Origin of the sequence: Paenibacillus urinalis, from assembly GCF_028747985.1 — a bacterium.
Lineage (GTDB): Bacteria > Bacillota > Bacilli > Paenibacillales > Paenibacillaceae > Paenibacillus > Paenibacillus urinalis.
The window spans coordinates 2,749,702-2,765,199 of the sequence record NZ_CP118108.1 but is presented as its reverse complement, the minus strand read 5'-3'; the positions used below and the strand labels follow the sequence as shown (position 1 = coordinate 2,765,199).

13 protein-coding genes and 1 pseudogene are annotated in these 15,498 nt (G+C 38.2%); 11 read left to right on the top strand and 3 right to left on the bottom strand.

Features of this window, described 5'->3' with window-relative positions:
- Positions 1 to 29: 29 nt before the first annotated feature.
- Positions 30 to 452, bottom strand: a complete 423-nt coding sequence (locus PUW25_RS12675; protein WP_274337124.1) for a hypothetical protein — start codon at positions 450 to 452, stop codon at positions 30 to 32.
- A gap of 323 nt (positions 453 to 775) precedes the next feature.
- Here PUW25_RS12675 and PUW25_RS12670 point away from each other — a divergent pair, with 323 nt between their 5' ends.
- From PUW25_RS12670 to PUW25_RS12620, 11 genes and pseudogenes are all read left to right on the top strand, one after another.
- Positions 776 to 1,384 carry a hypothetical protein gene (locus PUW25_RS12670; protein WP_274337123.1) on the top strand — a complete coding sequence of 203 codons (609 nt, stop codon included), beginning with the start codon at positions 776 to 778 and terminating at the stop codon, positions 1,382 to 1,384.
- Positions 1,385 to 1,684: 300 nt separating this feature from the next.
- Complete coding sequence (locus tag PUW25_RS12665) at positions 1,685 to 2,059, top strand: DUF2750 domain-containing protein (RefSeq protein WP_052511927.1); 375 nt, start codon at positions 1,685 to 1,687, stop codon at positions 2,057 to 2,059.
- 156 nt (positions 2,060 to 2,215) lie between these two features.
- Complete coding sequence (locus PUW25_RS12660) at positions 2,216 to 2,653, top strand: DUF5946 family protein (protein WP_047911794.1); 438 nt, start codon at positions 2,216 to 2,218, stop codon at positions 2,651 to 2,653.
- A gap of 742 nt (positions 2,654 to 3,395) precedes the next feature.
- Positions 3,396 to 3,674, top strand: coding sequence for a hypothetical protein (locus PUW25_RS12655; protein ID WP_047911793.1), 279 nt, complete (start codon positions 3,396 to 3,398; stop codon positions 3,672 to 3,674).
- A gap of 26 nt (positions 3,675 to 3,700) precedes the next feature.
- Complete coding sequence (locus PUW25_RS12650; RefSeq protein ID WP_274337122.1) at positions 3,701 to 5,566, top strand: S8 family serine peptidase; 1,866 nt, start codon at positions 3,701 to 3,703, stop codon at positions 5,564 to 5,566.
- 36 nt (positions 5,567 to 5,602) lie between these two features.
- Positions 5,603 to 9,814, top strand: a complete 4,212-nt coding sequence (locus tag PUW25_RS12645) for an RHS repeat domain-containing protein (RefSeq protein ID WP_274338374.1) — start codon at positions 5,603 to 5,605, stop codon at positions 9,812 to 9,814.
- Between the two features lie 59 nt (positions 9,815 to 9,873).
- A complete protein-coding gene (locus PUW25_RS12640; protein WP_274338373.1) occupies positions 9,874 to 11,052 on the top strand; it encodes an RHS repeat-associated core domain-containing protein in 1,179 nt (392 codons plus the stop codon).
- Between the two features lie 13 nt (positions 11,053 to 11,065).
- Positions 11,066 to 11,647, top strand: a complete 582-nt coding sequence (locus tag PUW25_RS12635; protein ID WP_047911791.1) for a hypothetical protein — start codon at positions 11,066 to 11,068, stop codon at positions 11,645 to 11,647.
- A gap of 425 nt (positions 11,648 to 12,072) precedes the next feature.
- Positions 12,073 to 12,453, top strand: a pseudogene (locus tag PUW25_RS12630) (IS110 family transposase); the annotation flags it as partial.
- A 20-nt stretch (positions 12,454 to 12,473) separates the two neighbouring features.
- Positions 12,474 to 13,700, top strand: coding sequence for an RHS repeat domain-containing protein (locus PUW25_RS12625; RefSeq protein WP_274337121.1), 1,227 nt, complete (start codon positions 12,474 to 12,476; stop codon positions 13,698 to 13,700).
- Between the two features lies 1 nt (position 13,701).
- Positions 13,702 to 14,055 (top strand): hypothetical protein, encoded by a 354-nt coding sequence (locus PUW25_RS12620; protein ID WP_274337120.1) that lies wholly within the window; start codon positions 13,702 to 13,704, stop codon positions 14,053 to 14,055.
- Positions 14,056 to 14,445: 390 nt separating this feature from the next.
- Here PUW25_RS12620 and PUW25_RS12615 read toward each other — a convergent pair whose 3' ends face one another.
- Positions 14,446 to 14,571: a hypothetical protein gene (locus PUW25_RS12615; protein ID WP_274337119.1), complete on the bottom strand. Its 126-nt coding sequence runs from the start codon at positions 14,569 to 14,571 to the stop codon at positions 14,446 to 14,448.
- Positions 14,572 to 14,766: 195 nt separating this feature from the next.
- Positions 14,767 to 15,495, bottom strand: coding sequence for a PadR family transcriptional regulator (locus PUW25_RS12610; RefSeq protein ID WP_052511923.1), 729 nt, complete (start codon positions 15,493 to 15,495; stop codon positions 14,767 to 14,769).
- Positions 15,496 to 15,498 lie beyond the last annotated feature (3 nt).

Sequence of the window (15,498 nt, the reverse complement as noted above, 5' to 3'; positions counted from 1 at the left end):
GCTTGACTCCTTTATAAAATCAATGATGGTTACTTAATTTCTTTGCAAATTTGGAAAAATCCATTTTGAGTAACAATATTAACTTTTTCGCCATCTTTACTAAAAACTCTCATTCCTCCCATTTGCTCTTCTTTTATCTCTTTCCAACCCTGTTTAACTATTTCATTAACATACTCTTCGGGTATACTATTCTCAAATTTTAATCCTTCAAGTTCATATCTTTCTACTAATAAATCGGCATTATAAGAACCAGATTCAGTTTTTAATGCATTGGATGGAACAGGAAATCCCTTTTGGATATTGGATTCTATATATAGTGTATTTTTATTCTCAGTAATTATTGTGTTTACAGGAGTATTATCAGCTGCATAAACTTGTGGTAATGAGACCAGTAAGATTGCAGCTAGAGAAGTCGAAGCGATTAAAATGGCGTAGTTTTTTTTGTTTTTCATTAATTTCCCACCCTTATTAGTGTTGGGTTTAAATATAACCTAATTAAACACAATTTTCTAGATGTTAATATGTTTTTCTGAATAATTAATTTTTCTTTATCCTAACTCCACAAGTTGATTTTGTGGGTCTGATTCTTTGTAGTATTTTTACTGATGATTTTTATTTCGTATAGCTTGCCATTAATGCCTCTGTACTTAAAACAGGTTCGAAATGCTATATAATTTCACTTTAAAATTGACTATATTAATAATAACTAATAAAATTATAAGGACTATAATAATACTGGAATTAGAGGAAAAAATACTTAAAGGGGAACTTAATTATGAAGAAAAAAATTGTAGGTGCTGTTCTTGTGGCAGGATTGTTAGTTGGAGGAAGCACTTATACTTATCAAACTTTCGCAGCAGAGGGTAAATATAATACGAGTATAGCTGAGAAGTCTAATTTGGAAGATTCGCATGAACAAGAAAAAAACACGAATGTTACGATTAAACCTATTAATACAGTGCCAAGTGATGAAATTCATATACCGTTAGACTTAGCTAATTCAAATGCCACCTCAAATTATTCTAGGGCAACAACAAATAATCCAATTGTTAAACTATTAGGAAGTTATGTTACTGAGCTTGGAGAAGATCAACTTGAAGCTAGAGCAAACTATATTTTAAACAGTGGATCAGCTGTTGATATTATGCAAGTACCATTAAATATATCTCCGGATTCAGCAGTTGCATTCTATACTTCTGGAATTTACCCTGATGCAAAAGTAACAACTGGAGAAATTAATGGTTTTAAAGCTGTCTATATTAATGGGGAATATAGAAGAGCTATTCATTTAATTTCTGAAAAATATGCATATACGATAAATACAGTCTTTGAAGATGTAAATATTGATTATCTAAAAAATGTAGCAAAAGAAATTAAAGAATAGATTTATACTGCTGTTTTTAAGGATAATGCAAAATTGGAATGCTTGATGTTAAAACAAATAATCAGCCTAGTCAATTGGATTGGAACAAAGCTACAATCAGCTCTTAGTTGAATTTATGGATGTTATTAAAAAGGTTGCATCGCAGGTTAGAGCTTGCAGGGTGTCGACTAATTTGGGGAAGTACCAAGACTCAAAACGTCTTCTTTTTCACAATCCTCGGCGAACCATTACGCTAACCGGATTAGTCTTGCTTGCTAAACTAACGGGAAACTTTAGTTTAATCACTAGGAGAAGATAATTTTGAATCATAAAGAATTCGAAGCAGTTATAAAACTTCCCGCGAATATTCGATACGAGTATTTTATTAAGAAGGTTGTTGATTTTGAAGAAGTTTGGGGATTGTATGATGACGGATGGGCAATGACTTCAGACGACGATGGAAGCATGATGATTCCATTCTGGCCAAAGAGAGAATTTGCGGAATATTGTGCTTTTGAAGAGTGGTCTAATTATAAAGCACAGAGTATCTCTTTAGATGAGTTTATCAATGAGTGGTTACCAGGTATTGAGGAAGACCAGTATAAGCCATCAATTTTTTGGAATAGAAATGATTCAGCTGTTCTTACGGTTAACGTACTGCTAAACGATTTGGATCAAGAACTTGAAAAGTACTGAACAACGTTACGCTAACGGGAAACGATAGTTGAATGCTTAATGGCTACCGTGTGGAAGCTCTTCGCTCCACTAACGGGCAGCAGAATAAATGGTAGCCTAATTCATCACATTCCAAACTTATGCGTCTATCAATGGATGTGAAAGGAGGTGTTATTTGTGTCTGAAACATGCACAAAGTGCGGCGCCGTTCATACTGGGGAGAAGACCTGCGAATCGATTTTCAGCGAATTTTTGGCACTCGAGTTCACGGATCCCGATTACGGACGGGTTCATTTTCTCACCGTCGCATGCCACATGGTTCAACATGAGGGCTACAGCGATGAATTGTATGTCTGGGTGCAAACCGAACTGCGAAAATACCTGGAAAAAGGCCACACCACGGAGATGATTCGCCAGGATGCGGCCCAAGGACCAGGACGCAACAAGGGGATTCGAAGGCTGGCGGATGCGCAGCCTCTTCCCAAGGTGGCCTGGTCGATGACAATCGCCGATATGGCCGCGCAGATGCATGATGCGGAAAGTTATTGCAAGCTTATTGAGCAATGGGGACGTACCACTATGCAAGAGATGGGACCGCTTGTTTTGAAAAGATGATAGGATGGATTATAGTACAGCAAACAGCGGCAGTCAGGGGACTATTTCGCTCGCCAAATAAACCGGCTGGAACGCGGCACGTTTCCTTGGCCGAACGGTACTCGGCATGTTCCAAAACAGAATTCTAACAGGCTCCACAGCCGTATTTACGCCCTTTCCGAAAAGGACGTGTCGGGGGACAAGAACATATTCCCATTGAAAGTCGCTAAATAGCGGCTTTTTTATTTTATCGGTACAAGTTCGTGTCCCAAGCCAAGGACAAGAACTTGTACCGATTACCGAAAAGGACAAGAACATGGGCCGATTACCGATTAGATGTATATCTAAATAAGAAGCACATGTAGTTCAAGTCACAAAAGTACCTTCGCACTCGTAACATCTACTACAAGGAGAACAAAACAGAATAGGTTAAATGTTGATTCAGGAAAAGTTATTGTATGGAGAATTAAATAAAGTAGCTGGTTTGTTCAGTACCCAAGAGAATTAGAACTGGAATGAAGAAAGAACGAGAACCTGTACGGTTGACCAATTAGGCAGATATCAATTGATCCTTTCAATATTTTTTCGCAATAAATATTCAGTTAATAAGGGATTAACACATATTCATTTATAGTTGTTTTAATGTAATAATTTACCGTCTTCATTAATACTTACAACTTATGGTACTATGCTAAAGCACATATCTGGAGGGAGTTGAGATTAGAGTATATGTGTACCAATAAAATAGATAGGAGTGGAAGTTTTGAAGCATGGAAAGAAGAAAATTGTAATGAGTTGTCTTATCCTTTCCTTATTATCAGTGGTCTTTGTTAATTTCAGCAATAATAATGATCCAAAGACAACTAGTTCAACTGCTTTTGCAACGGAGAATACTCAGAACGAAGTACAAACCTACCAGTACGATTCTATGAATCGCCTTAAGCAGCTCACTTTTTACAAAGATGGTGTGAAGTACACTCGTAATTATATTTACGATGATAACGGGAATACGAAATCAGTTACGACCACCCCAGCTCCGTAGTAGAGTTCCACATCAGGAGGAAAGAGATGAAAATTAAAAAGCTCACCAGTATATTAATACTAATGTCTATATTTTTTGGTTTCAGTTTCATTCAAGTTGATGCCACTTCTCAAGAATCTAAAAAATCATCCTCAACTAAAGAATACATCGTATCTTTCAAGAAAAATGAAAATTCTCAACAAGTGCTGAAGGACAACAAGATTTCTAATAAAGAGAAAGATAAACTCAAAAATCATAATACTTCTGTGATCAGTTTGAGTAATGAAGAAGTAGAGCTTTTAAAAAAAGATGATAGTGTTGAGTTTGTTGAACCCAATGCTAAGGTGTCCATAGATGCCATTACCTCCTCCACTGGGGAGATAACAGAAGAAGTAATCAATGCAGAGGAAGTTCCCTGGGGCAATGTAGCTATTGGAGCTCACATGCTGGAAGAACAGCATAATAAGGGCAACGACATTAAAGTTGCCGTATTAGATACAGGCGTATCAAACCATCCTGATCTAAAAATTGCGGGTGGAATCAATATTCTCAATGGAACACCAAATTATGCCGATAATCATGGCCACGGTACGCACATAGCAGGTACAATTGCAGCGCAAGAGAATAATCAGGGTATAGTCGGTATCGCACCAAATGTGGAATTATATTCGGTTAAGGTTCTTGGTTCGGATGGTACTGGAACATATAACCAAGTTATTGAAGGTATTGAATGGGCAATCGACAATAAAATGAACATTGTATCCATGAGTTTTACAGGTACGGAAGAAAGTGAAGCGCTTCATCGAGCAATTAAAGAAGCTGAAGCTGCCGGAATCATGATGGTTGCTGCTGCCGGGAACAAAGGACTTGGCGAAGAAACGGAAATGTATCCTGCGTTATATCCTGAAGTCATTTCAGTTGGCGCAACTACCAAATCCAACGTACGAGCGAACTTATCAAGCACAGGAGAGAACTTGGATATTGTGGCTCCTGGCGTAGATATTCGAAGCACAACCAAGAATGGAAGTTATGGAAATTTGTCAGGAACTTCAATGGCCGTTCCTCATGTGGTTGGTGCAGCTGCAGTATTATGGTCCCAAAACAAAACTGCAGATTCCATGAAGATCGAGGAATTGATCATAGAAAATGCTACCGAACTGGGAAATGAACAAGAGTATGGACAAGGTCTCATTAACTTAGCGAAGTCATTAGACATTGTCGATTCTGCTCTTCCTCCATTTCAATCGGATTATGAGGATGACACTCAGCCTGAAGAAGATGGAAATGGTGAAATAAGTATCGCTGCAGTTGAACGTGGTGCAGTCGCTTATCTAGATAGAGGTGTACCTACTCCACCTACTGGATATAGCAGTTGGACTAAATTAGACATTGGGGTCGACAGTGATACTGCACGGGTCTGCTCTGGAACATATACAGGTAACTTTAAAGCTGGACAAACTGCACCGAATCCTCCATTAGCATGTGATACTTCCAACTGGAGTCTAGGCACTTATTCTGTCAAATATACGTACTATTATCCAGAAGGTATGTACAAGATGACACCAGAAATCTTTACAGTAACACCGGAATCACCTACAGGCGTCTCCGTTTCCAAAGTGACACAAAACAGCTTGTTACTGACTTGGAATCCTGTAAAAGATGTCACTACCTATAAGATCTTAGTAAATGGAGTGCTTCACAGCAGTGTGACTACGACAAACAAAAAGTTAACTAATCTGACTCCAAATACGGCTTATTCTATTCGAGTTAAATCTGTTGACCCTACGGATCCTAACGCAGGCGCGACATCTCCCGTAGTGAACCTAACCACAGATGGGCCAGGAGCGCTACCTCAGTCCATTCCACTTATTATTGAAGGTCAAACATATAATGCATATCCATATTTACAGTAATGAGCGAACAACTAGAACAGTCACTTGGGGGAACATATGAAAAACAACTGGGCGAGATACTTATCTATATTCATGATTCTTGTTTTGCTTATCACATCCGTTCCTTTTTCTTTAGCAGAAGCAAAGAAAGATGACACGGATAAAAAAAGTCAGCGTGCAGAAATCGCAAAATCTTTTAATGAAGATGAGAGTGAAATCCAGTCTCTACTAGATAAGGGCCATACCGCTAGTGAAATATCAGTAGCTTATATGAACCAGGCAACGGAAGAAATTACTTTAGAACAAGCGCTAGGGAAAGCTACAAAAGTCACGCTGAATCGATCCAAAGATGAAAGTGTTGTAGACAAATTAGCGACTAAGCCTAAAGTAGAGAAAGAGAAATCGACTGTAGCAAACAAGGACTCAAATGTGACAGCAGCAGCTGCAGTTGAAAATCCGGTGGATAAGGAAACATTAAACAATCTGGATTTAGAAACGAATAATGCTCCTTATTCCATTGGCTCCACAGGTGAATCTATTTCAACCTTAGATGGGAGTTTATCGCTTTCTTCAGCCGATATAACACTGCCGGGTCGAAATGGACTTTCTTTTAATCTTACCCGATCTTATAACTCCTCAGATTCTCAGTATTATGATATCAAGAGCACCATTTATGACGATGATGACCTCATCTATTCTGTATTCTTTAAAGGCCGGGAAAGAACATACCGCTTATTGTTTGCTCCTAAATTCCAGATGCTGCATAAGCGAGAATATGCTAAGACAGACGGTACAGATAGTGAAATCCAAGTCATCGGTACCGACGAGTGGACACTCGACAGTTCCATCAAGAAAAGTGATGCAGATAAGTTGGCGAGTAAACTGCAAAATGCAAAACCATCTTACACGAGTCCATGGTCTGAAAGTGTGAATGGATACAAGAAAAGAGATATTTATACGTACGTTGATAATTCAGTTCAGAGTGTTGATGTTAGTATGGAATATACCGGTGAATCGACGACAGGTGAATTCTTACGCCATCAATATATTCAGGAAAGTGAAGCTAAAGCAGAGCTGAATCTGTTAAATAGTCTCGCTGGTTCAACGGAATATCTGTTTGATGATGCTGAGATTACGGGTACAGATGAAACAGAGTATCTCATTAAGCTATATGATATAGACTCCAAGAGTGGAGAAGTGCAACCCGCAAGAATAGATGTAGAGCCGAACACAGAAGGAAAATGGGTATCCAGCCAGACAACGATTAAAACGTATGAAGATACCTGGTTCCCTTTAGGGAAAGGTTGGTCTTGGAACATTCCTTACATTAAGGACGGTACCTATGTACATCTAGCCAGCGGAGGAACGTATGAGCGAGATGGCAGTTCTTTGAAAGGTTATCCATGGGATGATATTTCGATTGCAGATCAATCAGGTACCATTTCAGTGAATCAGCAGCAGCAAACCTATAAATATATTCTTAGCTCCATAGATGGCAGTAAGCAATACTTTAATGCAGATGGTCATTTAATTAAGATGACAGACTCCTATGGCAACTATATTGATTTTGCGTATGCTCCATCGGCCGACTATGGCAGAGCCTTGCTTAGTAAAATATCAGACCCATTAGGTAACGAAATCAATATCACCTATTCAAAATCTAAAGTTGTCGTTACGAGTGGAACGAAAACAATTACCTATTCTAAAATTTCGATTCAAAATAACGGTAATGAAATTGAGATACTAGATCGGGTGACGGATCCAGAAAACCGGGTGACTCGTTACGAGTACACACAAGCAACAGACACAAGATACAATATGCTTGATGATAATGTTTCTACCGGAATTTCGAATGGCTACGCCTTGATCAACACGGTTTACCATCCAACGGGTGCAGAAACAAAATATGAGTATAAATCTCTTCCAACGACCCGGTATGTTGGCCCTGATGCTGTGAACCAGGCGTACCAAATTTACTCACGGGAAGACCGTATTGTAACTCTTAATCCGGATACACAAAAGCCAACCTATACGGCAAGTAACCGCGTTAACTTTGATTATCCAAAAGACATCGGCAGCTCATACGGTTCCGATCTTACGTTCTCTACCGTCACAGATGATGGATTGGCCAAGACGACCTATCAATATGATAAAGATTATATTGATGCCTCCACACCAACGACGTATTATTTAGCGAACATTAAACAAGAGCAAAGCGGGCTCGAAACTTCGGTAAATTACACTTATGATCGTGCGAAGCAGCTGACGACCCCAAGCGAAACGAGTACTTCATATAAGGATATTCAAACCGGAAAAACAAGAACCGAGTCAACTAAAACAGAGTATGATGCCTATGGGAATATAACTTCTCAAACCGATGAACAAGGTGTCACGATTGTGTATACGTACCATCCTAGAACGAATTTGGTTCATACCATACTGCAGCCTGTGGATGAAGGCCGGAAGATCTATACCGAAGTTACGAAAACAAGCCATAGCGATCCAGACGTGGTAACTCAAAAAGAAAACAGTCAGAACGGCAAGCTGCTCGGTATGAGCGATTACGATTATGATTCATATGGAAATGTGACGAAAGTCAAAACGAAACTCGATGCCGAAGATTTAACGAAAGAATCCGTTCAGGCCTTTGAGTATGATCCTAAATATAAAAATGCGTTTATTACATCACAGCAAACGAGTGGTATCGATAGTGCGGGTAAACCGTTTACTCTAAAAATTGGAGCAGAGTATGACCTGGCTACTGGTAACATGCTGAAATATATCGACGGTAAGAATTTGGTAACTTCTTATGAGTTTGATAAATTGGACCGGCTTCTTAAGATAACGAATCCAGATCAGACGATCGTAAGCACCGATTATGATGATGATAAGAATACGATCACGCAAACAAGTGAAACAGGAGCTGTTACTGAGATTCAATTCGATCCGCTTGGACGTGAGACTCAACAAGGGATTTATAAGAACGGCAGTTATGTAGCTAAACAAAAGATCGAATATGATAATTATAGCCGGATTGATTATCAAGAAGATGCAGTAGGAAATGTAACAAACTATGATTATCAGTCATTATCAAACGGTCTAAAAACAATAATCACCTATCCTGACAACAGCAAATATACAACAATTGAAAATGTAATTGATCTAAAGAGCACTGAAGTGGATGGATTGGGTAACAAAATAGAAACCACAATGGATCAAATGGGACAACCGGTTTCGACCGTCGAAACCGCAATGAATTCCAATGACCCAGCTCAATCCAAAGTGACTCAGATTGAAAAATTAAGCTATGACTATATCGGAAATGTAAAAACGATTGAAGATGCAAAGAAACAAGTCACGAAATATGACTATGATTTCTTAGGTAATGTAAAGAGTGTTACCGATGCTAAATTAAACAAAACTTCATACGAATATGATCTGACGGGAAATCTAACTAAAATCATTTACCCGGATGGCTCTTTCACAGAGAAACTATATGATGAAGCGGGTCGTCTGAAAGTGAGTCAGCAGCAAGGCGGGAAACAAGAAACCTATTTGTATGATGGAAACAGTAATCTTAAAGAGCATCACACACGGACAGGTGTAGTACTGAAATACGATTACGATACTCTAAATCGCTTGGAATTCCGGCAGGATGGATCAGAAACGATACAATTCACCTATACCCTTGATGGTCTTCGCAATAGTATGAGTGATAGTTCTGGAATAACGAGTTATGCGTATGATGAAGATACACGTGAACTACAGTCTATTACCTATCCAGACCAGAAAAAATTAGTGTACCAATATGACGAGCGGGGTAATGTAAAAAATCAAACAGGACCGTTTAATGATTCTGTGACATTTGACTATGATACAATGAGTCGAATTGAGAAAGTAAATGGTGGCCAAGACGGAGCCTATACGTATAACGCGAACGGTTCAGTGAAGACAAAAACGAGAGGAAATGGAATTACAGCTGCGTATAGCTTTGAAGGTCTTAAGCTATCATCACTTGAATATGAGCATCCAAGTCTATCAGCTGCAAATTACCGTTATCAATATGATGATAACAGTAATATTACCACCCAAACTAAAGATAGTATCACGCATTCCTTCACGTATGATGAGTTAGATCGAATTAAGACGTCATCCTTATTCCAGGAAGTATATGATTATGATACTCGTGGGAATCGGCAGACGTTGCAAAGTGTCAGGTTCCTGAAGACACCAATTCAAATTACGTATATGATAATTGGGATCGACTAACCGAGGTCACAACAACAGATCAGACAAAGGTCACTTATCAATATAATGGCGATGACTTAATGATTGAGCGTACTGAAAATGGTATCACAAGTCGCTATTATTACGATCAATACGGTAATATCATAGCAGAAGGCAGCGTCCAAACGGATGGGTCTGTTAAGAAAGTAGCCAGTTATGTTCGTAACGGTAATCAGCTTAATTACCGTGTGGATGAACAAGGCGAAAAACAGTATTATGTATTAAACGGCCACGGTGATGTGGAGTATATAGTTGACTCAGATGGAGAAATTTTAAATTCTTACACATATGATTTATGGGGTAAACCAATCTCGAAAAATGAGAAAGTCTCAAATATATTTCTCTATGCAGGAGAGTATTGGGATCCGTCAACTAATTTACAATATCTTAGAGCCCGTTGGTATAATCCAAACATTGGACGGTTTATAAATGAGGATACGTATGAAGGGCAGATCAACAGTCCGCAGACTTTGAATTTGTATGCTTATGTGCAAAATAATCCGTTGATTTATACGGATCCAACTGGACATGCAAGTCAAGGTCATGTTGTGGGCACTCTTTTAGATGTTGCAAAACAAGATGGCACAAACTCAGAAAGATATTGGAGAATAAGATCCAATCTGGGAACTCAAGCTTTGAATTTCTTTCCTGATGCTAAAGAAGATGGGAACAATAAGTTTAAATATTTATTTAATATGGCAACATTGTCAGGTTATTCTTCAGGTCAAGCTTCGTGGGCTAAGGAGCAACTAATGTTTGCATTCGAGACGAAATATCAATATGATCAAGCGGCATTTGAACAGTATCTGAACGGGCTTTTAATATCCTTGCATGTAAGTATACCAAAAGTGCCAAAAGTTGCTTCTGCAGCAGCAAGTGTGACCAGAGTTGCCAGAAACTCTCAAGTAGGAGTGCTTGGTGAACTTAAACTTGCAGAACTTGTTGGAGGAAAGCCCAATCAATACTTTAAAACAACTTTAGGAGGAAGATATGTAGATCAGTTATCAAATGGTATTGCTTATGAATCAAAAATGGGTTTTGTCAACTATTCTTCAAAAGTAATGACACAAATAAGTAAAGATGCAGAGTTATTGAGCAATGGGTCAATAGATGGGGCTACGTGGGTATTTTTTAGAAGTCCCAGTACAGGTAAGATTGGGGCTGATCAAAGAGTATTAGATGCTCTTGCGAGCTACGGTATCAAATATATATTTAAATAATGGAGGACTATCGATGTATCCTAAATTTATAATCCCATTCGAGTTTATTCCATTTGAAATTATGAATAAAAGAGAAGCAGATATTTTTTTTCAATGGTTCTTGGAGAGTCAACAAAGTAGAATACAAACACTAATTGAATATTTTAGAGGTAGTGAAGGGTTTATAGTTGAAAAATTAGACTTTACTCCAGAGTCTTTAAATTACTTGTGGAATTGGTTCGTACCAAGGATTGAATTGGTAAAAAAGTCAAGGGAGGAGTTACAGGAAGAACACAATGAAATACCGGAATGGCTTAAATCAGAAGTAATAGTAAATGAGGATAAATTTGGTGGAGAAACAGAAACAATAATCATTGATATTGGAATTTACTTTGGTAATGTGTTTCTCCAACAGTTTAGTCAACTCAAATGGGGAGTAATTTATAAACCGCGAAACTTTGCTGATGTAAATAGGCCAATAATCATTGGATTTAATAAAGATGTGGCCCTAAACCCCATAAGAATTGTTAATACTTGTGCTACTAAAGTAGTAAAAGGAACAGGGAATAATAACCTTATAGATTTATATAACGTTTGGGCTAAATATTTAGAGTAGAGCCATTAACCACATGCGAGTGTAACACTCCATGTGGTTTCTTTTTTGATAGCAGCCCCACCAAGTGCAGATTTAATCGGGTGGCAGAGTCCATAAACAAAGTGAAGACCGCCTCATGGGCGGCGTTTTCATCAAAGTTGTCGAGGGACAAGAACATATTCCCATTGAAAGTCGTTATTTAGCGGCTTTTTTTGTTTTATCGGTACAAGTTCGTGTCCCGAGCCAAGGACAAGAACATGGTCGAATTACCGATTAGATAAATAATCTAACTAAAGTTTACATCTATTTCATTAAGCTTACGGGCAGCATTCCTATTATGAAGAAATACGAGGTTTGAGAAACAGAAAGACTCCTTGGTATGATGTCTATGGGTCCTAGATGCTGGCCAGCGACAGGATCCAAATACAAACCAAGGAGACTACAAGATGAATTCTACTCAAAATGAACGGATTAATCAAATCACTTCTTCTACTTTAATTGTCGGTGTCGACATCGCAAAATTCAAACATGTGGCCCGAGCGCAGGACTACCGCGGAATCGAGCTCGGGAGGTCAATTACGTTTGAAAATAATCGAGAAGGCTTTGAATTATTCGTTAGATGGTTCCAGAAGATTGCAACGGAGCAAGAGTTCAAAGACGTCATAGTTGGCATGGAACCCACCGGCCATTATTGGCTGAACCTCGCGTATTACCTGGAAGAACAACAAGTTTTATGCGGTGTAGTTAATCCGCTGCACGTGAAGAAAAGCAAAGAATTGGACAACAATTCGCCGACCAAGAACGATATGAAGCTAGTCAAAGATGGAAGTAAGGAAATCGGCAGACGTTGCAAAGTGAACAGGTTCCTGAAGACACCAATTCAAATTACGTATATGATAATTGGGATCGACTAACCGAGGTCACAACAACAGATCAGACAAAGGTCACTTATCAATATAATGGCGATGACTTAATGATTGAGCGTACTGAACATGGGAATACCAGCCGCTACTATTATGATCAGTACGGTAATATCATTGCAGAAGGCAGTGTACAAACGGACGGATCAATTAAGAAAGTAGCCAGTTATGTTCGTAACGGTAATCAGCTTAATTACCGTGTAGATGGACAAGGTGAAAAACAGTATTATGTGTTAAACGGCCACGGTGATGTGGAGTATATAGTTGATTCGACTGGAGAAATATTAAACTCATACACCTATGATTTATGGGGGAAACCTATCTCAAAAACAGAAAAAGTTACTAATCCATTCCTTTATGCAGGGGAGTATTGGGATCCGTCAACTAATTTGCAATACCTAAGAGCTCGTTGGTATGATCCTAACATCGGCCGGTTTATAAATGAGGATACGTATGAAGGGGATATCAATAGCCCGCAGACGTTGAATTTGTATGCGTATGTGCAGAATAATCCGTTGAAGTATACGGATCCTAGTGGTCACATGGCTAAAAATCTCCTAAATGGATTCTTAAAGGATTTCTTAGGTGGTAGGAATGATGGGACGCAATATACGAATCTTGAGTTATCTGATGCTGTTTTAAATGCAAACGGAGACGATAGAATCTATTTAGCCCTTCATGAAATAGCACAAATTCATGCAGCAAAAGCAATTCATTTAGAAACGGGTTTAAACACTACATTAGAATTTCATGTAGAAAAGGAAATTAAATGGTGGCCAAATAAGCACTATTGGGTGGATATAGTTACGGGGGATGGACAAATGTGGGAGGTGAAAGCTAGGAGAGATGTTCTACATGGTGATACCGACGGATACTATGAGGATGCGGAGGAGCAACTCACAAAATACCAAGATGCAAATAATGATCTCACTAGAGGTGTTCAACATAAAGCAATTATAGGCATAATAGTCGAAGGTGATTTATACATGGATATTGAATTCATAAATAAAGGTAAAATATTTTATGAATTTTATTTAGATGATGGAAAAGGAATTAGATCGATGACAACAATACAAGCAAAAAACTATGTTGAAGCTAATCATTTATACCCCCCTGATTTTGACTTCAAACCTAAGAAAAAAGGGGGAAAGTAGTTTGCGTTCTATAGTAATAGTAGTTGCATTGTTACTAATATTCATGATTGAGGGGTGTTGTTCAATGGGGAGCAGTAATGAATTTAAGGAAGATGCAGAATATGTGGTGGATGTTCTTGAAGCATCAATCGAGAAAAAGGGGTTACCGAAATCTGAAATAGAAAGGCTTGATAAATTCTTTGAAAACGATTATCAAGATAAGGAAAAAGATATTCAAATGAAATTAATAAGTATCTATATGGCATTTTTAGGGAAAACAGATTTTAAAAATATAGAAACTGAGAGCAATCAACAATTGTTTAAAAAACTGAGAGCAGAATTAGATGAGATTAGGATGGAAATAACATCATTATAAACTATCTTATTGCCACATGCGAGTGTAATAACTCCATGTGGTTTCTTTTCGTCAAAAATCATAAATTTCTTTCACCAAACAAGGTTTGTTGGGGCTTATGCTGCAAAAATGAGGAATAGAAACATATGTACAAAATACGGGTTTTGTGAACATATAGTAAAGATTACAGAAATAAATAGCATTATTTTTATCGCAGTCCTTTTATGTACTAATGTGACCAACTTAAATTACTTGCCTCGGTTTTATCGCAGTCCTTTTATGTACTAATGTGACCAACTTAAATTACTTGCCTCGAGTTTTCTTTCATTTTGTATAGATAAATATGATTTTTTCTTTTCTTATTGAATATATTCATTATATTCTTTATTCTTAATGTTTAACTAAACATGGTTATTTCAAACGTTGCAGCTCATCAATGATCTGATCAAGTCGTTCCAGCATCAATTTATCGTTTTCCATTTTTCTTTTCATATTTACTTCAATGGCAACTACTTCGATGGTCAGTACTATAGCCATGAGGATTAATCTTCTAAGTTAACACTATAAATGAAGCAAAAGTTTCAACTCTTCAATGATTTTATCATCCGTAGCTCTGCTTCATATTTCTGTACAAAAAAACCGCATTTGTTATGCGGCTTCGTTGTGAAAGCGTTAACTTACGCTCTAAATCATTACAGGTATTATTAGAAAGTATATTGCCTCTCAATGTTTTTATTCTTGAGATTGATCCAGATCGTTATCCATAGATGAATCCAGATCCGTATCTGTAGATCCTGATCCTGCAGCTTCATCTTCAAGATGCGTATTATTCTGTTGAGTTCTTAAGATATCACTCAGTTGTGTCTGAAATTGATCCATAAGTTCTTTGATCTGTACAGCCTGCGCTGATTCCGGATTAAGCTTGATTTCTTTTACAACATCCGCCATAAGAAACAAAAGTTCTGGCTTCTCCTTCATCAAGCCACGTAGATGGTGTCTTCCCGCTTCTTTTTCCGGACGCAGATGACGTCTACGTTCTTCCCAATGCTCCCGAGGTTGATCTTGAGCCTTCTTTCTATCTGCCAATACAGCTAAGCCTTCCTCGGTAATATGATACAGCTTCTTTCCATCCGTATCTGTATTTCTGATCAGCTTCATGTCTTCTAATAGCTGCAGATTGGGATATACGGATCCTGCACTGGGAACATACAATCCGCCTGTCTTTTCTTCCATGGCCTTAATTAACTGATAACCATGCATTGGCTCAATGACTAATAACTCCAGCAAAGCAAACTTAAATTCACCTCTTCCGAAGAAACGATGTCTGCCTTCTCCTCGTCCGCCTCGATGATCTCCGCGTGAGCCTCCATGCCGGTACTTTACATATTCATGTCCTTCAACAGAATAATCCCGGTGCCCTGCAAAATGTCTCTGTTTCCTGTGTCCGTCTTGAAACTTCATATG